Below are 20,498 nucleotides of genomic sequence, written 5' to 3' on the forward strand. Positions count from 1 at the left end.
CGCGTCAAATCTTTTTGTAACGCAAATTTAAACTTTGGGACATTTTTAAACATTTATTGTAATTCTGACAAAATCTGGTCATACAAAGCATTGTTCAAGAACTGGTCAACAGCACGGAAATGAGCCTGAGGCGCCTTCTTTTTTGCGCTCTCCTGCAGCTCTTCCTGAGTAATCACTAGACTGCTGCTGTCGGCGACCAAATTGCGAATGGCGACATTAGTAACTTTGATTGGCAGGCCTAATTCTTCTATTTTCTTGCGGACGATGGACGCGCCCATTGCACTTGAGCCCATACCGGCGTCGCAGGCAAAAATGATTTTTTCTATCTGCTGCAAGCCATGACGGGCACTTGGTAAAATCTCAGATGCTGCTGCTCCTGCTGTCTGAGTAATTTTCCCATTCTGCTTCATTTTCTTTGAGACAGTTTCCATTGCTTCAAAGGCTTCATCATCCTTAGCCACTGCCAGTTTCTGCACCACTGACGCACTGACAAAAGTGACGGCTGTCGCAACAAAAATGGCAAGAATCATCCCCAAATAGCTTCCCTTGGGCGTCACTGCTAAAAAGGCGAAAATAGAGCCCGGTGAAGCCGGTGAGATAAGCCCCGCATTGGTCAGCATCAATGTGATTCCACCGCTCATACCGCCGAGAATAGCAGGGATAATTAAGAGCGGCTGCATCAGGACATAGGGAAAATATATTTCCGCAATTCCGCCGAAAAAGTGAATAATAATCGCGCCTGGAGCTGTTCTTTTGGCTGTCCCTTTTCCGAAGAAACAGTAAGAAAGCAGGATGCCCAGTCCAACGCCCGGATTATCAATCGCAAACATCATGGATTTACCGAACTCCTGTGACTGCTGCAGCCCGATTGGGGCAAAAACTCCAAAATTAATCGCATTGTTCAAAAAGAGGACTTTGGCCGGTTCCATGAAAATACTCACTAAAGGCAGTAAATGGTGAGACACAAGGCCATTGACGGCATTTGTGAGGACATTCATTAAGGTCGTAAAAATAGGGCCAATGGCAACGTAGCTTAAGAGTCCTAAAACTGCCGCAAAGATGCCGGCGCTGAAGTTTTGTATCAGCATCTCAAAGCCTGGTTTGACTTTGCCCTCATAGAGGCTGTCCAGTTTTTTCAGCAGCCAGGCTGAGAGAGGACCCATGACCATTGCGCCGAGAAACATGGTCAGGTCTGTTCCTACGATAAGGCACATGGTAACAGCAGCGCCCACTGCGCCGCCGCGTGCGCCGTAAACTGATTTTCCGCCTGTATAAGCAATTAGGAGCGGCAGCAAGTATTTTATGGTTGGCGCAACGATTTTAGCAAAGTCGGCATTGGGCAGCCAGCCTGTGGGAATGAAAAGCGCTGCAAGCAAACCCCACATGATAAAGGCCAAGATGTTCGGCATAATCATGCCGCTTAGAAAGCTCCCGAATTTCTGAATTTTCACGCGCAGCTGCCGTGTATGTTGCTGTGTATTCTGCACATTTGTTTCCATTTTGTTTTCCATTATTTTTTCCTTTTCCCCCTTGAGTTTTTACTCTTCTGAATAAGTAAAATATTCAAAGATTGCTGCTTTGCGTCTTCCCGTCAAATCATTGCAGTGGACGCCGACAAAGGCACCGGTAAATGCTGCGCCGGTCGGTCCCAGGAACGGTTTGGCAATGTAATCGTCTGATAATTTGTAGGTATCAAATTTCACTGGGACTTTTGTCCATGTTTCACTGTCAAATGAATACTCGAACTGATAGAAATCCGCTGTAACTTTGACTCTCAACTCAACTTTTTTATTTTCTTCCAGCGGAATTTCGCTTCCGCATAGGGGAGCGCTTAAAGCCGAGCCCTCACAAGCCAACAGAGTCAGTATCCTGCCTTTTTCCTCATTGTACGTCACTTGAAAAGATGTCCAGTTTTTGCTGTTATAATAGCAGGTCAGGCCGGCAGACTGCTGAAAGTCTTCTGCTTCAAAGCTCACGGCGGTGCTTGCTGTAAAATTGAGCGCTTCAAATCTGCGCGCCAGCAAAGACTGCTCAAAGACCGAATACAAGGACTCCTGGCCGTAAAGTTTCAAACCTTGAGCCGTTATTTCACCCATTTTTGAGTCGAAAGGCACGCGGAGCGTTTGAAAATCCGAGCTGATTCCAGATGAGAAGTCGACTTTTTCAGGATTTTTCTCCCAAATATGCTCTGCTAATCCTGAATCTTTAATTTTACTTTGTGCTGTCCGCCCGCCGACGACATAGGGCCAGCCATTTTTCCACTCGAGCTGCGCAATGGCGGATTCGCGTCCAAGGGTCGCAAAGCCTCTCTCTTCAAAGAGCCCCTTGCCTTTTCTTTTAATCGGACGGCTTGTCAAGAAAGTCATGTACCACTTCTCGTTATCCGTTTTCACAAGCGACGCATGTCCTGTTTTCTGCAGTTCATTTTCTGGTGAATACCAGGCGGTTAAAATCGGATTCTCCGGATGAACTTCGTAAGGGCCGTAAAGCTGCTTCGAGCGGGCTACTGTGACCGAGTGCCCCCACTGAGAACCGCCTTCTGCTGTCACAAGATAGTAGTAATTATTGATAAAATAGAGATTCGGCCCCTCCGTTTTCTGCAGGTTTGTCCCCTTAAAAATCAGCTCGGATTGTCCGACAAGTTTTCCCAGCTTCAGGTCAAATTCCTGTATCTCAATGCCGTAATTCCAGGGACGATTGCCGCGAAAATCATAAACCATATTGAGAATATATTTCTTCCCGCTTGGATGATGAAACAGGCTCGGGTCAAATCCGCGCGCATTTAGAAATACCGGTTCACTCCAGGGACCGCAAATATCGGGAGCGCTCACCATATAATTCCGCACATCTTTAAAAGCCCGATGCTCTCTGACAATCGAATAAATCAGCCAGAAACGGCCGTCCTCATAGCTAAGATGAGGCGCCCAGACACCTCCGCTGTCCGGCACACCTTTTAAATCCAGCTGACTTACCCTATTCAACGGTCGAACAGCTAATTTCCAGTTTTTTAAATCCTTCGATTCAAAAATTTGAACACCAGGAAACCATTCAAAGGTCGAAGTGGCAATATAGTAGGTACCATCTTTCTTGCAAATTGATGGGTCAGGGTTAAATCCTTTTAAAATCGGATTTTTTATCACAATCATTTCCTCCGAAAATCTTACAGAAGCGCTTCCTTTTTGTTAACAAATACAGTATACTGTAAATTAACCCGGATTCAAATACTCTTTTCCACGAAATACTTACCCAAAAACACGGAGCAAATATTAACGCAAATGACCAACAAACTTTATCAGAACCTGACCTTTTTGCCCAATCTGGACACCAGCATCAAATTCTTTTCAGCCCACATGCAGACAGTCTCACAGGGCTGGTCTACCTATCCAGACGCCCACCCTGCCTTTGAAATTCTGCTGATTTTGTCCGGCACCCAGGAAACCATTATCAATCAGAAACATTACTTTTTAAACGCAGGAGACATTTTAGTCATTCCGCCCGGAATGCGCCATCTCAACCTCTGCATTTCACAAGCCGGCATGACTTACTTTACAGCACATTTTGACATTGACGAACCGGCTTTGCGTTATACTTTAATCAAAAATATTCCGCTGATTTTCCCTAATGAAGCAGAAGAAAATCAGATATTAAGGCCGATTATTCAGGAATGGATTTGCCTCTACCAGAAAACGGACGTTTTTTCCTTATCTGACCGAATACTCACCGTTCAAATTTTGCTCAAACTGATTTTTGAGCTGATAAGAATATCTGAAAATGACCTCAAAAATAATTCTGATATCCAAAGTCTCAGCCTGGCAAGAAACATTGCTGAAATCATCCAGCATAATTTCCAGCAGTTTTTTGAAGAGAAAACAGTCGGAAAAACTGAGCCAGCCATTCGGTTAATCTACGCCGAGGCCAACATTTCCGCCAGTCACGGCCTTGAAATTTTCAAGAAAATTTACGGAATGTCGCCCAAAAAATATTTAGGATATTTAAAATTTATGGAAGCCAAGCGTCTGCTGACAAATCCTGAAATCACAATCGAAAATATCTCAGAGAAATTAGGCTATTCAAATCCAGCCCATTTTAGCCGCCAATTTCAAAAATGGTCAGGATTTTCTCCCAGCCAGTACCGGAAAAATATTCTCTGATAAGCGACTAAGCGCAGAAAAAACACGCGTTGTCTCAAAATGTTACGCGTGTTTTGTTACTCATTTTTTCAGCTCATAATATTGAATTTGTCTAGAAATCTTACGTCTGCTGATTGTCCAGCCATTTTCCGTGAAAATCTGGCTCAGTTCCTTCGGCCGATACATTTTCACATCGCCCTCGTGAGAATTCTGCGTGACCAGGCGGTTGTAAATCCGCGTCACAACTGGAATCCTGATTTCCGCAATCACAAGTTTTCCGTCAGGCTTAATAATGCGCGAAGCTTCTGCCAAAAATCCGGCCGGGTCCGGGAAATGGTGAAAACTGGCCGAGCAGACAGCGATGTCAAAACTGTTGTCCGCAAAAGGTAAGTCCTGTGCTGAGCCCGCGACAAACTTGAATTCTGGATGCAGCGCACGCGCCACGATGACCATCTTCTCAGAAATATCAATTCCCGTACCGTGAAACTGCTGCTTCTTTTCCAGCATTGACAGCAGCTTGCCATTGGCACAGCCGACGTCCAAGAGCTGCGCTTCCTTCGGGATTTCCAGATGCTTGACGATGAAACGCTTGAAAAAGCTCGATAAAAAACCGTCCCAGCTGTGGTCGAAGTTGCCGGCGATTTGGTCGTAGTATTGGCTGGATTCCAGCTCGTGATTGTGCTCGTGCGGATTATTTTTTGACAATTTCAGTCACCTCTTTATACTATTTTTCTTCAGACAGATAATAAGTTCGATTTTTATTTTCACCCGCGGAGCGCAATATACCTAGTTCCACGAGCTTAACCAAGTATCGGCGCACTGTAGCACTCGGCTTTCCGCTCAATTCTGCCGCTTTCCTGCTGCCGATTTCGTGATTTTCCGACAAGTATGGATAAATGATATTGAAGAACGCGATTTCTTTATCGTCCATTTTATCGCTCACTTTATCGCTCAGTTTATCAATCACTTTTGAGTTCTTAAATTGTGAAACAGTATCGCATATCACCACAAGCATGAATTCGATAAATTCAGTTGAATCATTGACTTTGTCGCCAATCGCGAGCATCTCATAATACTTCGGCTGATTTTCATAGATAATCGTCTCAATGGGAATCCACTCGAACACTTGCTGCCACTTTGACAAGATTAGATTCTGCCAAAGCCGCCCCATCCTGCCGTTTCCGTCCGGAAAAGGATGAATCATCTCGATTTCAAAATGAACAACGCAGGATTTAATCAAATCTGGCGTGTCATCCTGTTCCGCCCTTTCAAACAGCTCGCGCATCAACTGATGGACAAACTGAGGTCTGGCGCCGATGTGAACAACATTTCCCGCGCCGTCATATACGCCGACATCGCCCGAGCGGAAACAGCCGCTTTCTTTGACCAGGTCATCAGTTAAAAGCTTGTGAGCCTCTAAAAAATCTTCGAGTGAATAGGGATTCATTCGAAAAACTCGCTCATAAGCTTCATAAGCATTCTGCACTTCCCGGATTTCTTTGGGCGCACCCAAAACCTGCTTCCCGTTGATGATATCTGTGACTTGCTCAAGTGACAAGGAGTTTTGCTCTATTGCCAAAGAAGACTGGATTGAGCGCAGCCGGTTTTCTTTTCGCAAATGTAAATTCCGTTCCTGCTCAAGCTCTAACTGCGTTATCCTTTGCGTGATTTCTACAATGAGATTTAACATCTTGTTTGTGATTGAAAATGGCGGTTTCATCTTACTTTATCCAGCTCCTTTCTCCAATATTTCATCTCTTACCATTATACCATTTTGAGCGATAAAATGATTGATAAAATGAGCGATAAACTGAGCGATAAACTGATTGATAGCGGGAACAACCAAATTTATAATTTCAATTTTTCCATGAGCTCAATAACGGCATCACAAGTGTCTTCAAGAGTTATTCCTTTAGCATAATCAAAGCTATCTTGATATTTTTCCCATTCATTATTCATAGACTCGCTTACACGCACAGTTTCTATAATCCGACGGTAACCCTTCATGTTTTCTGAAACTCCCCTTTTGTTTGCAGTTGCTGTCAACGCTTCTGAAAGATGTTGGGGGTTGATATTCGAACCTTGTAACTTACATAGAATATACACATCATAGTAATCACGAGGACGAGTTGTTTGGTCCCCGCGAGATATGATTGCCTCAAGCTTTTCAGCTAAAATTGTTTCTAAATTATACGCAAGCACAGGTATAATTTTGGTATCATCTAACATCGTTTTGTATTCATACTTGATTTCTTTAGGCGTTATCTTATCGCCTGTCGTAATATCCAATTTCAGCGGAACAGCCATCGGAGGGAAATAACCAATTAAATGTACACGATAACCATCGTAATCATCACCCTCACGAATTTCGCTTATGCTCTTAAAGCTAAAGGAAATATCATCTCCCAACTGTATTTGTACTAGCTTTTCAAAAATTGTCCTGATATTTTCTGTGTTAACAGGTTCTCCCGTAATCGTTACATCCATATCCATGGTTGCACGCGTATCCAATCCAACCATTGAAGCAATCAGAAATCCACCCTTTAAGATAAAGTTATCACGATAGTCCGATAGTGAAATACGCTCCAATAAGCGTTCTAACATGTAGTTTTGTAAAACTAACTGAGCTGAAATTCGTATTTCTTTTGAAATGTTTTTCATTTTTGCTTTCAATTGCATCACATTTTTCATAGCAGTACCTCCAAATATAATCTGACTTTTTCCTCAACCTTTAAAATCTTAGAATACTCGGATAAGAGCGGAATATCCCTGTTTTTTCTCACGGCATATCGTTTAAAGGCTTCTGCAATAACCCCAACCTCAACACCACTACGGGGACGTAAAATGTCGCAAAGTGTTTTTTCAGGACTGTAGACTTTCACCTCATTACCAGCCGGAGATTCTACGTTTGTAATTCCTAGATTATAAATTCCCTCTTTCGCCCTATTAGCTATTATTCCTTCTTTCTTTGCACCAGATAAATTATAACTTTCAGGGAATGTCATGGCGTATTGCAATGGTGTTCTATCAGTCAAATCATGAAGGAACAACGCAGTTTCTCTTGAATAAATTCCCTTCTTAAATCGAGATTGAAAATTAACAAATTCATCTTCCCAGATTTCCGGCAATACATAGACTCCCCTGGAAACATGCTCTAGCAGGTTTCTTTCTACTAATTTCTTTAAATACTGGCGGGCAATTCCGGCTTCCCCAACCATTGATGTTGTGACAGTCCCATTATTTTCTCTTGCCATCTCCAAAACTAAATCATATTTTACCACTGAGTTCACCGCCTTTTATTTACTTTTACGCCCCTTATTATACAATAAAAGGGCTTAAAAGTAAACGAGAACAAAGAAAAGACCCTGCCACGCAGAACAATATGCTTCGTAAAGCGCTTAAATTCAAGGTTTTCTACGCGTCAGCAGCCCCACACACTCCACATGATGCGTCTGCGGAAACATATCAACAGCCCGCACAGTTTCCAGGCGGTAGCCCGCCTCATCAAAGCGGACAACATCGCGGGCGAAAGTCGCCGGATTACAAGAAATATAGACAATAGCCCGCGCAGACATCTGAGCGGCAGTCTTGATAAAACTCTCGTCCAGCCCTTTGCGCGGCGGATCAACAAAGATAACATCAGGCTTGACACCCTCGGCCAGCCATTTCGGCATAACTTTCTCGGCGGACCCAACCTCGTAATGAGCATTCGCAAAATCGTTCAAAGCCGCATTTGCCTCAGCATTCCTGACCGCCTCCGGAATCACCTCCATGCCGTAAACCTGCGCCACACGGTCAGCCACACAAAGCCCAACCGTCCCGATACCGGAGTATGCGTCAATAATCGTGTCCGTCGGCTTCAAATCAGCAAAGTCATAAGCCAGCCGGTAAAGCCGCTCCGCCTGCTCCGAATTCACCTGGTAAAAACTTTGCGCCGAAATCTGGAATTTCTTCCCGAGTAATTCGTCAGTTATGTATTTTTGTCCAAAAACCAGTTCAAATTTCTGACCGAAGATTGCATTTCCTGCGTCTTTCTTGATAGAATATTGGATTGATTTGATATTCGGGAAGTCTGAAATCAGCGCAGAGAAATCCAGCTTGACCGATTTGGACAAGACCAGCACAAGCATGATTTCCCCCGTCGTATGCGCCCGCCTAACGACAATATTTCTGACCAGCCCCTGATTGGTCCTCTCGTCGTAGGCCGTCAGATTCGCACTGCGCAGGAGATTGCGCAGCGCAAGAACAAGCGCGTCAATTTCCGGATTCTGTATATAAAAATCCTCAATCGGAATGAGCTGATGTGAGTGCTTGCGGAAAAAGCCCGTCTCCAACTCTCCATTTATTGTACGGACAGGGACTTGTGCCTTGTTGCGGTAGCCTGTCGTTTTGTCGGCTGCCAGAATCTCCTGAGATTGCACAATTATACCTGATTTGTACAGAACTATTTCCAGCTGCTTCTGCTTGAATTTCAGCTGTTCAGCGTAGGTCAAGTGCGCCAGGTCAGCGATACCGGTTCTTAAATAGTCCAGGTTGGCGGATGCCACGCGGTCTGCTGATTGAGCCAGAAACTTTTCAATCCGAGCAAAGCCGAACGATTTGCCGAGTTTTGTTGCTCTGAGCTCAAGCTCCTCGCCTGGCAAAGCATTTTCCACAAAAAAAGGAAAACCGTCTACTTTGACGACGCCCAGTCCTTCATAGGTCAAGTCGATGACTTCTGCCTCAAATATGTCATTTTTTTGCATGTTTTAAGTATAACAAAAAAAGTCCCGAAACTGGGACTTTGAATGGCTTAATTGAGTTCAACACGCCAGAAGCTAGAGAATTAGATAAAATTAGAACCTGCCTGACGGCAGAACCTAATTTTCCTAAATTCTTACGCTTCAAAACGGGCGTGTTTCACATCTTATTATTTAGCAGCAACTGGGTATACAGATACGTGCTTTTTACCGTGCTTCATTTCAAATTTAACTGCACCTTCGATTTTCGCGAAAAGTGTGTCATCGCCGCCGCGGCCAACGTTTGCACCTGGATGGATATGGGTGCCGCGCTGACGGAAGAGGATAGATCCGCCTGTCACAACTTGTCCGTCAGAAGCTTTTGCGCCAAGACGCTTAGCTTGTGAATCACGACCGTTGGAAGTGGAACCTCCACCTTTTTTGTGGGCGAAGAGCTGCAAATCAAGTTTAAGCATATTTGCCTCCTTCTAGCTTTGACTGCGCGGTTTGACCTGCTCAGCCATTGCTTCTTTCATGTGTAAGTTCAATGTACTGTGAGTATTCCGCAACAACTTCTTCCAGAGCATTTTCAAATGCCTTGAGCAGAAATTGGGAATTCTCCAACTGTTTCTTAGAAAGTGTAATGGGAATTTCAACTTTCAAATGACCCGGCTCCATTTCAGCCAGCGGCCGAATTTTTGCCATTTTGTAAAGGTTATTTGCAGTTGTAATGCCAAGCACTGAAACGGCTGCACAGACCACATCGTGACCGTATTCGCCGGATTCAGCATGGCCGGAAATCTCGTAGGACCAGATTCCCCCATTCTTTTCTTTAATGACTGCCTTAATCATATATGAATAATGATTATGCGTTGATAGCCTTGATCATCACCTTAGTGTAAGGCTGACGATGACCCTGCTTGCGGTGGCTGTGCTTCTTAGGTTTGTACTGGTAAGTCACAACCTTTTTCTGCTTGCCCTGCTTTTCAACTTCGCCAACGACTGAAGCGCCCTTGACAAAAGGTGCACCGATTACAGCTTTGGCACCGCCGACGAGGATAACTTCCTCGAAAGTGACTGTGTCACCTGCAGCTGCGTCAAGCTTCTCAACGTAGACAGGCTCGCCGACTGCGACTTTGACCTGCTTTCCGCCAGTCTTAATAATTGCATAAGTATCTGCCATTGTGTTTTCTCCTTTCGTGTTATAGTCAGACTCACTGCGGCAGGCGGGAACTCCGCTTATCGAATCTGCTCTGAAGCCCTGCTTTTTCACCCAAAACGCTTTGGCACCTGGCGTAAACACCGGTAAAAGAATGCAAAGCTAGGTTGGCTTTCAAAAGCAAAGCGGGCTTAAGAACAAGTCGTTACCTGCTTCATGTGGTTGTACTTCGTGCGAACACAAAGACAACGTTTATATTATACACTTTTCTGCAGAAATTGCAAATATTTGCACAGACGAGTTTTTGAACAGCTGCGCTATTTTTGTGTTGAAACATTTCACGATTTTTTCCGTATTAATATATAAGGAGGTAAAAAAACTGCATTAAGAATTATTTTCCGTTCCAATCTCCCGCGCCAGCTCCAGAATTTTCCTGAAACGGTGATTAACCGCAGACTTACTCAGCGGCGGCTCATGAAGCTTTCCCAGCTCGTCCAGACTCGCCTCCGGATGGTCAATTCTAAGCTGCGCCAGACTCATCATGTTCGGCGGCAGCTCATTGGCGGCGGCAAGCGTCTGCAGCGCCTTGATGACCTCCTGCGAAGCACTGACCGTCTTGCTGATATTGGCCGACTGAAAATTCGACTGACGATTAGCCAGCCCGCGCAACTCATGGACAATTTTATTGTCTTCAAAAACCAGCCGCGAGTGCATCGTCCCGATTAGCGCCAGAAAATCAGCAATTTCTTCAGCCTTTGTCAGGTAGGTTAGCCAATGGCTTCGCTGTTCATAAACCTTAGCCTTGAGGCCGTATGCTGCCAGCAAATCGGCCAAATCCTGAGCATGTTCCCAGTAAGTACTGCGCAGCGTGAGCTGGTAGCTCGATTTGTCAGAATTGGTCACGGTACCAGAGGACAGGAAAACCCCGCGCAGATAATCCGACTGCAAGAGTTTATCAGACTTAACCGCTTCTGGAAGCCCATTGTCCAGCATCAGACTGTCAGCCAATGATAGCTCGCCCAGAAGAGCCGCTGCATCCTTTTCTATAAAAACCGTGTAAACTCGATTTTTTGAGAGATTCGACTTCTGGTGAACCTGCAGTTCTGCCTTGACTTCAAAGAGTTCCAGAAAAGCCTTGTAAATGTACTGCGCAATCGCCGACTTCTCAGTTGAAATTGACAAGCTCAGAGCGCCGTCGCCCAGTCCCAGGCTTCCGTTCATGCGCACCAGCGCCATGAGTGTGCCGGTGGTTGCAGGCATTGCTGTGATTTCTTTTTTTATATCTGTGCTGAAAGTCATGAATTTGAATGCTCAACGGTCACATTTCGATACTCGTTAATCTTCATGATTTCTTCGGTAACCGCTTCTCCATCATGGAAAGCCCCTCCGTTGCGGAGTTTCAGGAAATTGTTAGAAATGATTCTGACGCCTTCACGCTCGAGTCCTGGGAAATCGTGCTTGACTTGAACCAGGTATTCGTCAAATTTGTTGCTGTTCATGTATTCTTTCGGCACCGGCTCTGAATTGACCAGAACAGTGTCAATGAAATTCGTGCCTAAATGCTGCTGTAAAACATGGACATGGTCCGCGTCAGTGAAATGCTCAGTCTCGCCGCGCTGCGTCATAATGTTACAGACATAAATCACCTGCGCTTTGGTCTCACATAGCGCTTTGCCGATTTCCGGAATCACCAGATTCGGCAGAATGCTCGTGAAAAGCGAGCCTGGGCCTAATACAATGGTATCCGCGTCTAAAATAGACTGCACGACCTTCCGAGAAGCGACTGCCGGCTTTCCTGTGGACGTTTCATCCACATAGACATGGTCAATCAGTCCTTTATAGGCTGCAATGTGTGACTCCCCCACAACTTCATGCCCGTCCTGAAAGACAGCATGCAGCGTCAGCGCCTTTTCGCTGGCCGGATAAATTTTTCCTTCAATATGGAAAAACTGCGTGAGCATCTGAACCGCATTGTAGGTCGAGCCGCACATCTCCGACACGCCGGCAATAATCAGGTTGCCCAAAGGATGACCCGCCATTGAACCGTCTGAATCTGAAAAGCGGTACTGAAACATTCTTTCATAAAACTTCGGCATATCTGACATGGCAATCAGGACATTACGCAAATCTCCGGGCGGCGCCACATCAATGGCAGAGCGCAATTTACCGCTGGAGCCGCCGTCATCAGCTACTGTGACAATGGCTGTCAGCTCGACCTCTTCTTTTCGAAGCGAGTCAAGAATAACCGGAATCCCTGTTCCTCCGCCGATTACAACAATTTTTGCCTTACGCATCTATTACCTCTTTTCACTACTGAAAAATTTTTACTTCTGATTTAGGAGCGATTGACTGTTTCTTTTCGCTTGTCCTTGTCGCGGTGTGAAGTGTTCACGCGCCAGTCCGCCGCCAGCGCCTTTGACAAGCGCTCAGCAAAGGCCACAGAGCGGTGCTGTCCGCCTGTACAGCCGAAAGCGATTGTCAGGACAGACTTGCCTTCTCTTTCATAATCCGGCAGAATCGGTGTTAAAAGTGCCATCAAATGCGTGTAAAATGATTCGGCAGTCTCATTGTTCATGACATAGTCGTAAACTTCCGGGTCTTGGCCGGTGTGATTGCGCAGCTCCGGCACATAGTAGGGATTCGGCAGAAAACGGACATCAAGGACCAGGTCGGCATCCAGCGGAACTCCGTATTTAAAGCCGAAGGACATGATTTCCAGGCGGAAAATGGATGACTCATGCTTGGAGAATTCCTGCAGAATTTCAGCGCGGAGCTGGCGGGGCGTGAGGTTTGTGGTATCAATGATGCTGGCCGCAAATGACTGGAGCGGGGATAAAATGCTTCTTTCCCGCACAATGCCGTCCATGGTGCGCCCATTCGCGGCCAGAGGGTGGCTGCGCCGTGTTTCCTTATAACGCGCAACTAATTCTTCATCGCTGGCATTCAGGAACAGGAGTTTAAAATTCACGCGCGGATCATCGGACAGGTCTGCCACGATTGCCTGGACGTGTTCAAAGAAAGCCCGGCTGCGCATATCGACAACTAAGGCCAGTTTGTCAATTGTCGACGAGCCGTCTGTCAGCAGTTCCACGAATTTCTCTATCAGATTCGGCGGCATATTGTCAACCGTGAAATAGCCCATGTCCTCAAAGGACTGGATAGCCACGGTTTTACCGGCACCTGACATGCCTGTTATTATCACTAAGTCTAGTTTTTCAGTCATCAGAAATCCTCTCTTAAAACGGCTTTTTTCTCGCGTAGAATTTTGGCGGTGAACTGGCCGATTGTCAATTTCACTGGCTTCCCGCCTGGGCCGTAGAGGCCATTGTTCTGCGGCAGAATCGGGTCTGAAATTTCTACTGCAAAGTCCGGCTGGCCATTGAGCTCAAAGAATTTCTTCAAATTGACAATTCGGGCCATCATGTCCGGCTGCAGTTGAATTTTAGCGCGTCTCGGCTCGGGCATTTCTTCCTCAAGACGGATATTTTCGGGCGCACGCCAGATGACTTTTTCAAAACCGCTGCTGTGAGCCGCGACAAAGCTGTAAAGCTGCTGTTTGGCCGTCTCAGTGAGTGCGACGAGTTCCAAAATTTCAAAAGCCGAGCCTTTATATTCATAGATGAGATAGCCTTCGCCATTGCTGGTTAGTGCAAAGCGCGGCTGGTAGCGGGTCTGAAAATGGTAAACCCACTGCAGCTCCGTGCGTGCCACATCGCCAAAAGCTGCTTCTTTTTCATAAATTCGCTTCATTTCCGGCAGAATTGTCTCGAAATCCAGACGCTCTACCTTGCCGAATTGGCCGCGCGGCCAGTCTGTCATCTGGATTTCATACATTTTATGGTCAAATGTATATTCGTAGCCGAATTTCTCGTAAAATTGATAGGAAAAAGGAGACAAATAAGAGAGTTCTGTCCCTTTTTCGTACTCATTTTCCAGCATTTCCGTCATTAATTGGCGGATATGCCCCTGCCCTCGTGCCTCCGGATAGCTTGCGACCAGGCCGACGCCTGTCATTGCGGCGATTTTTCCAGCCCAGAAGACCTTGTAATCCAAGCCCAGCAGCATTGACACAGGCTTGCCTTCAGCTTCGGCCGAATAAACAGTTGAGAAATCTAAAACTTGACGAAAAACGTCTTCACGTCCGGAACGTGCAGTTGGAAAGCAGTAACGAACGAGCGCCAACAGTTCTTCATTTTTAGTCATAACGTCTTAATCCTTTCGGATAATAATTTTTTACGGTATTGTCAACCACTTTTGCAAAGCCTAAGCCGTTTCTGCCAGTCAAAATCTGGTACCAGCCGTTTTTCAGCTTTCCTGGAACTTTTACAGGATTTCCCGCAATGTAAGCGCGAAACTGCGTTTCATCGAGATTGACCTGATTGACAGATTCATTGCCCCGCAAAGCCATACCGAGCGCGTAACTCGGCTCAAAACGGTTCTTTTTGAAAACACCGAGATGCAGACCGTTTCGAGCGATTTTCAGTTTGGATAAATCCGGCAGACCGGCTGGCAAGAGATAGAGATGGTCGCCGAAGGTCTGCAGGAGCCCGTCAGATAAGGCGATGTTCAGATTTTTGGAGGTGAACTCCTGCCAAAGCTTGCGCTGCGCTGCTGTCAAATTTGATTTGCCTGAAGACTTCACCGCTTTTCCTTTTCGATGAAGCTCAAGCTGATTCTGCAATAACGCTACGAATTGTCCCTCGCCTCGGAATTCCTGCGGCCAAAACTTCTGCTGCCGCAAGAGCATAAGCTCCGGAAATTCAGTCTGCAGCCATTCTACTTGTGCTTCGTCTTCTTCCGGTGACCAGGTACAAGTGCTGTAAACCAGCTTCCCGCCCGGCGCAAGCATCTTGAGCGCTTCCAGCAGAATTTCCCGCTGACGGGAAGCACATTCCAGCACATATTCCTGCGACCAGTACTGCATGGCCTCCGGGTCCTTACGGAACATGCCTTCGCCCGAACATGGCGCATCGACCACAACCAAATCAAAGTAAGCCGAGAAAACCTTGGCTAAATTTTCTGGTGATTCGTTTGTAATTATTGAATTCCGTGCGCCCCAGCGCTCTAGATTCTCAACCAGGATTTTCGAGCGTTTGCCGGAAATTTCGTTTGAGACCAGCAAACCTGTTTCACCGAGAAAAGACAGCAAATGCGTGGACTTCCCGCCAGGTGCAGCGCACAAGTCCAGGACACGCATGCCCGCATCAGACTGCGCAAATTCACCCGCCATCTGCGCCGCCGGCTCCTGTGAATAGACCAGCCCGGTCAGAAATTCTGCTGATTTACCGGAGATTTTCCCATAATAGCCGAATTTTGAATCCGGGATTTTTTCAAACTTGCCGATATCGACAGAGACGACTTTCAGAGGGTTCAGGCGAAAGGCTGAGACTGCCGGTTCATCAAAGCTTGAAAGAAATGCATCAAACGCGTCGCCTAAAATCGGCTGGTATTTTTTTATAAATTCTGCAGGAAGTTCCATTAAATAGAATTATAACAGAAAAGTTAAAAGAGTGGGGAGCGATTAAGCTCAAATGATTCCTCAACATTACTCTTGCTAGTTTTTTTACCCCATTTTACATTATAATTTCAACAGTGATAAATATGAAAGATATGGATTTGGGTAATGAATATTTAGAGCCTCAAAAAATATAATGACGAGTGCTTACTCTATCACTCGAAGTGAATTTTATCAGAAATAGATGACATACCAAAAAAGAGCACATGTACACCGGGCTTAAGGCTGCTTCCGTCAGGACCTGACCTACTTCACTCGGGATACATTGCTCCGTAATTATTATAACATATTTCTTTGAAAATCAAGCAAGAAAACTGTGTATCAATTCTGACAGTTCGATGCCCTCTGTCCATTTTCTTCACTTACTCGCTTGCAGATTTCTACAAAAGCGGACTGATTAAACGGGCAATACCTTCTTTAAAGCGAATAAAGTAACTGCGCTCATTATAACGCTCTGCCGTAAGCAGCTTGGAAACTTTCAAATCTTCCATAAAGTCAATTCGAAGTGTGTCCGCAAAATCTCGGTCATAAATCAGCACATTGGCCTCAAAGTCCAGCTGGAAACTGCGGTTGTCAAAATTGGCCGAGCCCACAGAGGCTTGCGCGCCGTCAATAATCATGGTCTTCGCATGAATGAAACCATTCTCGTATGTATAAACTTCTGCACCAAAATTAATCAGACTGGCCGCATAAAAATAAGTCGCCCAGTAAACAAAAGGATGGTCCGGCTTATTCGGAATCAGCATTTTCACCGACACACCGGAGGCCAGCGCCAGTTTTAGCGCATCATGAATCGGATCGTCCGGTATATAATACGGCGTTTGAATAATTATTTCTTTCCGGGCAGAATTAATCATCTTGATATAACTATATTTTATCTGTTGTTTACGCTCATCAGGCCCCGAAGTCACAAGCTGCGAAACCAGTCTGCCGTCAGAAACTGCCGGCGGATAATAGTCCTGAACCAGTTCCTTGATTTCATCGTGATGCTGACTGTTCCAGTCCATCACAAAACGATCCTGCAGACTATAAACAATATCTCCCGTCAAGCGCAGATGCGTATCCCGCCAGTAGCCGAATCTCTTAGTCACAGTGACATATTCGTCGCCGACATTAAAACCGCCGGTGTAAGCAATCACCCCGTCAATCACAACAATCTTGCGATGCAGACGATAATTGAAACGCGGATTAATCTGCGGAATCAGTGAGGGGAAGAAATAAGTAAAATGTCCGCCCGCATTAACCAGCTCCTTAAAATCACTTTTCCTTGTCCCGTGCGAGCCCCAGGCATCAATCATAACACGGACTTCAACCCCGCGTTTTGCAGCCGCCACCAGCTCAGCATAAATTTCCCGGCCCAGATTGTCAAAGTGAAAAATGTAATATTCCATGTGAATATGATGTTCAGCCGCCCGAATGTCTTTCAGCAGACTATCGAACTTTTTCCGGCCATCCACAAACAGCTTGACCCCTGTATTAATCGAAATCACTGACTCTTCATCCTTGAACAGGAAATGAATCAGCTGCGCAATGCCGGCATTATCTGTAATACGCGCCAAAAGCCGCGGCTCATCCAGCAATTCTTCCGTAACAGCCAAATCCTGCTCATAATTCGGACGAATCTCGTCACGCAAGTTGAAGATTTTCCGGTAAGAAATTCCGCGTCCCACCAGCAAATATAGAATAAACCCTAAAATCGGAAAAACATTGACCACCAGAAGCCAGGCCCAAGTCGAAGTCGTACTTTTCCGCTCACGAAAAATAATGATACACGACAAAATAATGTTAATCACAATAATCGTTAATTCATAAATTATCACCCCGAGAGGTGCAGAGAAATCAAGTTGCATAAATTTATTTTATCAGAATTTCTTTCCAAAATGTTTTTTTAAGTCAAATATATAAAAAAATCCGAAAAATATCCGGATTTAGTGAGCAATTACTTACGTGCAGCTTCCTTAATACGAGCAGCTTTACCCTGCAAATTGCGCAGATAATACAATTTCGCACGACGAACTTGTCCGCGACGAACAACTTCAATCTTTTCAACACGTGGTGTGTGAAGCGGGAAAATACGCTCTACGCCTACACCGCTTGAAATCTTACGAACAGTATAAGTCTCAGAAATACCTGAGCCCTGGCGCGCAATAACAACACCCTCAAAAATCTGGATACGCTCGCGCGTTCCCTCGACAACTTTTGCGTGCACCTTAACCGTATCTCCAGGACGGAAATCAGGCAGGTCTGTGCGAAGCTGGTCAGCATTAATCGAATCAATCAGATTCATTTTTTCTCCTCTGGTCTATCATATAGCTCTTACTCTCGAGATGACTCGCCGGCTCAGCGGATAAACAGTTTTATTTGTGCTTAGGCACGTGTTTTATTTTATCAGATTTGGCGGAAACTTGCAAGTCAAAGCAACTAAAGACGCTTCATCGAAAATCACTTTTTATGCTCTGAAAAATCAACATCAGCTGGCTGACTTTCCCCCTCCAGCATCTGAACACGGCCCTTTTAAAGCTCACTGTTCAAAGCTTCTTTACTCAACCCTTCAACATTAAACCATATTGCCATCTTCTAAATCATCTTTTTCTATGATTGCCCCGTCTCCAAGATTAATTCCCGTCTCAGAAAATTCTTCTTAGCTGCACGCGCAATTGTCAAAGTAGTCCCTGTATCAAAAGCCCCACCTACCACAGCGCCAACGACAGGCACCATTTTACCAAGATTTATCAAACCTTTTGAGCCGAATTTTGTTACCAGCCTGAAGCCGACTGCCTGATTAATTTTTGTCAATGCTTTTCCAGGAATTTTTTTAATCACGCTAATTGTAAGTTTATTGCCAAAAGCAATCCCCCTCTTTTTCACGATATCTGTGACCGTTGTTCCAGCCAAGGTCTTATAGACCACCGTCTGCACCTGATCACTTCTCAACTCATAACCGCGAATCTTGGCAATCGCTGCTATCATACGCATTTGAAACAAAATAACTGACGTGATATTAGCCGGTATCGTAACAGGCATAGTAATCACGCCGCCAAATCCAGTCACAAATCCGGAAATCGCCGCTTTGGTCGTTTGATATTTCACCAGTTTATCGATTGCTGTTTCTTTATCGTATTTTGATAGATAATCATTTATCAATTCATCAATCGTTTTCTGGCCGGGCAATCCTTGGAGAGTCCGATTGTAACACCAGTCCAAAGCCTGCGTCATCTTTTCCTGCGACAAAGTGCCGCTTTTATCTGTGACTGTTTTTACGTTTTTTCTGATTTCTTCTAGTTTACTCATTGTCCCCCGTTTCTTTCAATAAAATTACCTGTAGGTGTTTTTAGTCCTATTTCTCACGATTGTCAAGAAATAGGACTAAAATATACAGTATATTTTGCGAATTTTGAATTAGCACTTATATTTTATCCTTGTTTTTTGACTAAAAATTATCTCCTTCAGATTTTCCCTGCCGAAATCAATATCATATTCTAGTTACCTCATCAATTGCTGACTCAATTTTCGGCACCCACTCATTTATATAACGTTTTAATGCTTCCATGATATCATCAACAGTTTTGTTAAATGTTTCAGCACTCGTATAATCAATTTTCATAGTTGACGTCAGCTCGTATGTTCCCTTTCGAATATGTAAAGAATCAACTACCTTCTGACGAATTTCTCTTTTCCCGCTCTCAATATCTAATCTAATAAGATAGGAGGCCGGTAAAGGGCTTTCATCTTTTCTAAGTAATTCAAAATGAATGAATGGCAATGAAACTCCATTGAACTCCTGCCAACTTTTTTTATAGAGTTGAATATAAGCAGGCTCCTCTTTATCATTGCCAAGTTTCCAATCATCAGAATAATCTACCACCGCTAGCATTTTATCCTTAATGAATTGATTAACATTAACCGACTCCATTTTAGCATGTCGTTTGATTGCACTTATTTGTTCTTGATATCTAGACAAAAAAGCTGTCCATTCGCTGAATTCAAAATCCTCATTATTTCCCATGATGATATTCTCCTCAATGTGTTTTATAAAATCTAATAGTAAAAATGACCCGCGCAAGTCCAAGATGAAGTCCATCGGAATTAATTTCAACTCTTCCAATAATCGCTCATATGTGACTTCAATGAATCCGTCGGTAGCCTCAGATTCATTAGATGCCGGCTTCAAAAATATTTTTACAACAGATTTTTCTCCAGACGCAAGCCCTTCAAGTGACTTAGAATAGTCCTTCAGCTGGTCATTTTGTTTTCCAGAATCAATTTTATTCTCAATGCCAACGATAACATTTTCTCCCGTAAGTAGGAGATCAATTCGTCTTCCATCAGAAAAAACATGTTCTCTCTCAACATCAAACTCTAAATCTTCTGCGGGTATATCCGCACTTTGAAATACAGCTCGCAGTACTTCGGGGTTATGTTTCATCAAAAATGCCAGCCAATCAGAAATAAAATTTTCACCTCTTGTTTTTCCAAAAATTCTGGCAATAGTCTCAGTTTTTGTTTTGACGACACTTTGAGGTGCATTCAGTACCACGTTTGTCAGTTCTTCAATAGAGAATGATTTTTCAGCCACATCAGTATTCGGAATGTTTGATAAGAGCTGCTCATATTCAGTAAAATCCATCTTTCTCCTTAAAAATTATGATACTTTTATTATATCGCAAATATGAAACTCCAGCAGTGTTTTGGCTGTTTCGCAGACATTTTATTATCTCAAAGAATTTACCGGTAGGTGCTTTAGTCCTATTTCTTACGGTTGTCAAGAAACAGGATTAAAATATACTATATATTTTGAATTTTCTTGAATTTTAACCTGCCCATATACCTCAAGATACTTCATCAATATTCACGTCCCATACTTGAAATAGCAGTATTTTATCATTCTTATTTTGACTTAGTCGAGTAACTTGGAATAACAAGCAAAATATAGCCCTTTTGTTTCGACCTAATGCTTTATCTTGAAATAAGGAGAG

At 44.4% G+C, this 20,498-nt stretch carries 19 protein-coding genes, 1 other RNA gene and 1 pseudogene; 1 reads left to right on the forward strand and 20 read right to left on the reverse strand.

Going from position 1 to position 20,498, the window contains the following annotated elements:
* Window positions 1–53: 53 nt before the first annotated feature.
* Both ACYQ2E_RS00105 and ACYQ2E_RS00110 read right to left on the reverse strand, forming a co-directional pair.
* Window positions 54–1,511: a PTS mannitol transporter subunit IICB gene (locus ACYQ2E_RS00105; protein ID WP_460016011.1), complete on the reverse strand. Its 1,458-nt coding sequence runs from the start codon at window positions 1,509–1,511 to the stop codon at window positions 54–56.
* Between the two features lie 27 nt (window positions 1,512–1,538).
* Window positions 1,539–3,146 carry a glycoside hydrolase family 43 protein gene (locus ACYQ2E_RS00110; RefSeq protein WP_460016012.1) on the reverse strand — a complete coding sequence of 536 codons (1,608 nt, stop codon included), beginning with the start codon at window positions 3,144–3,146 and terminating at the stop codon, window positions 1,539–1,541.
* A 129-nt stretch (window positions 3,147–3,275) separates the two neighbouring features.
* Between ACYQ2E_RS00110 and ACYQ2E_RS00115 the strand changes: the two genes are divergently transcribed.
* Window positions 3,276–4,151, forward strand: coding sequence for a helix-turn-helix domain-containing protein (locus ACYQ2E_RS00115; RefSeq protein WP_460016013.1), 876 nt, complete (start codon window positions 3,276–3,278; stop codon window positions 4,149–4,151).
* A gap of 60 nt (window positions 4,152–4,211) precedes the next feature.
* Here the strand turns inward: ACYQ2E_RS00115 and ACYQ2E_RS00120 are convergent, their stop codons facing one another.
* From ACYQ2E_RS00120 to ACYQ2E_RS00205, 18 genes and pseudogenes are all read right to left on the reverse strand, one after another.
* A complete protein-coding gene (locus tag ACYQ2E_RS00120) occupies window positions 4,212–4,835 on the reverse strand; it encodes a class I SAM-dependent methyltransferase (protein ID WP_460016014.1) in 624 nt (207 codons plus the stop codon).
* A 19-nt stretch (window positions 4,836–4,854) separates the two neighbouring features.
* Window positions 4,855–5,850 carry a Fic family protein gene (locus ACYQ2E_RS00125; protein WP_460016015.1) on the reverse strand — a complete coding sequence of 332 codons (996 nt, stop codon included), beginning with the start codon at window positions 5,848–5,850 and terminating at the stop codon, window positions 4,855–4,857.
* 128 nt (window positions 5,851–5,978) lie between these two features.
* Window positions 5,979–6,821: a nucleotidyl transferase AbiEii/AbiGii toxin family protein gene (locus ACYQ2E_RS00130; protein WP_460016016.1), complete on the reverse strand. Its 843-nt coding sequence runs from the start codon at window positions 6,819–6,821 to the stop codon at window positions 5,979–5,981.
* Window positions 6,818–7,411, reverse strand: coding sequence for a type IV toxin-antitoxin system AbiEi family antitoxin domain-containing protein (locus tag ACYQ2E_RS00135; protein WP_460016017.1), 594 nt, complete (start codon window positions 7,409–7,411; stop codon window positions 6,818–6,820). Before ACYQ2E_RS00135 ends, ACYQ2E_RS00130 begins: the two co-directional genes overlap by 4 nt.
* A 123-nt stretch (window positions 7,412–7,534) precedes the next feature.
* A complete protein-coding gene (gene rlmD / locus ACYQ2E_RS00140; protein ID WP_460016018.1) occupies window positions 7,535–8,875 on the reverse strand; it encodes a 23S rRNA (uracil(1939)-C(5))-methyltransferase RlmD in 1,341 nt (446 codons plus the stop codon).
* Window positions 8,876–9,039: 164 nt separating this feature from the next.
* Window positions 9,040–9,324, reverse strand: coding sequence for a 50S ribosomal protein L27 (gene rpmA, locus ACYQ2E_RS00145; protein WP_460016019.1), 285 nt, complete (start codon window positions 9,322–9,324; stop codon window positions 9,040–9,042).
* A 40-nt stretch (window positions 9,325–9,364) separates the two neighbouring features.
* Window positions 9,365–9,700, reverse strand: coding sequence for a ribosomal-processing cysteine protease Prp (locus ACYQ2E_RS00150; protein WP_460016020.1), 336 nt, complete (start codon window positions 9,698–9,700; stop codon window positions 9,365–9,367).
* 13 nt (window positions 9,701–9,713) lie between these two features.
* On the reverse strand, window positions 9,714–10,031 hold the full coding sequence (rplU, locus tag ACYQ2E_RS00155) for a 50S ribosomal protein L21 (protein WP_460016021.1): 318 nt from the start codon (window positions 10,029–10,031) through the stop codon (window positions 9,714–9,716).
* A 360-nt stretch (window positions 10,032–10,391) separates the two neighbouring features.
* On the reverse strand, window positions 10,392–11,306 hold the full coding sequence (whiA, locus tag ACYQ2E_RS00160) for a DNA-binding protein WhiA (RefSeq protein ID WP_460016022.1): 915 nt from the start codon (window positions 11,304–11,306) through the stop codon (window positions 10,392–10,394).
* The gene (locus tag ACYQ2E_RS00165; RefSeq protein WP_460016023.1) at window positions 11,303–12,301 is read right to left on the reverse strand and encodes a gluconeogenesis factor YvcK family protein; all 999 of its coding nucleotides are present in this window, start codon (window positions 12,299–12,301) and stop codon (window positions 11,303–11,305) included. The genes whiA and ACYQ2E_RS00165 overlap by 4 nt, the downstream gene beginning before the upstream one ends.
* Window positions 12,302–12,342: 41 nt before the next feature.
* Complete coding sequence (rapZ, locus tag ACYQ2E_RS00170) at window positions 12,343–13,230, reverse strand: RNase adapter RapZ (protein WP_460016024.1); 888 nt, start codon at window positions 13,228–13,230, stop codon at window positions 12,343–12,345.
* Window positions 13,230–14,210 (reverse strand): GNAT family N-acetyltransferase, encoded by a 981-nt coding sequence (locus tag ACYQ2E_RS00175; protein ID WP_460016025.1) that lies wholly within the window; start codon window positions 14,208–14,210, stop codon window positions 13,230–13,232. The genes rapZ and ACYQ2E_RS00175 overlap by 1 nt, the downstream gene beginning before the upstream one ends.
* Window positions 14,203–15,486: an RsmF rRNA methyltransferase first C-terminal domain-containing protein gene (locus tag ACYQ2E_RS00180; RefSeq protein ID WP_460016026.1), complete on the reverse strand. Its 1,284-nt coding sequence runs from the start codon at window positions 15,484–15,486 to the stop codon at window positions 14,203–14,205. The genes ACYQ2E_RS00175 and ACYQ2E_RS00180 overlap by 8 nt, the downstream gene beginning before the upstream one ends.
* A 220-nt stretch (window positions 15,487–15,706) precedes the next feature.
* Window positions 15,707–15,804, reverse strand: an RNA gene (gene ffs, locus ACYQ2E_RS00185) — signal recognition particle sRNA small type.
* A 98-nt stretch (window positions 15,805–15,902) separates the two neighbouring features.
* A complete protein-coding gene (cls, locus tag ACYQ2E_RS00190; protein WP_460016027.1) occupies window positions 15,903–17,372 on the reverse strand; it encodes a cardiolipin synthase in 1,470 nt (489 codons plus the stop codon).
* Between the two features lie 89 nt (window positions 17,373–17,461).
* Window positions 17,462–17,809, reverse strand: a complete 348-nt coding sequence (rplS, locus tag ACYQ2E_RS00195) for a 50S ribosomal protein L19 (protein WP_460016028.1) — start codon at window positions 17,807–17,809, stop codon at window positions 17,462–17,464.
* A gap of 270 nt (window positions 17,810–18,079) precedes the next feature.
* Window positions 18,080–18,813: pseudogene (locus ACYQ2E_RS00200) on the reverse strand (EcsC family protein).
* Window positions 18,814–18,994: 181 nt separating this feature from the next.
* On the reverse strand, window positions 18,995–20,149 hold the full coding sequence (locus ACYQ2E_RS00205; RefSeq protein WP_460016029.1) for a PD-(D/E)XK nuclease family protein: 1,155 nt from the start codon (window positions 20,147–20,149) through the stop codon (window positions 18,995–18,997).
* Window positions 20,150–20,498 lie beyond the last annotated feature (349 nt).

Source organism: Lactovum odontotermitis, from assembly GCF_054658595.1.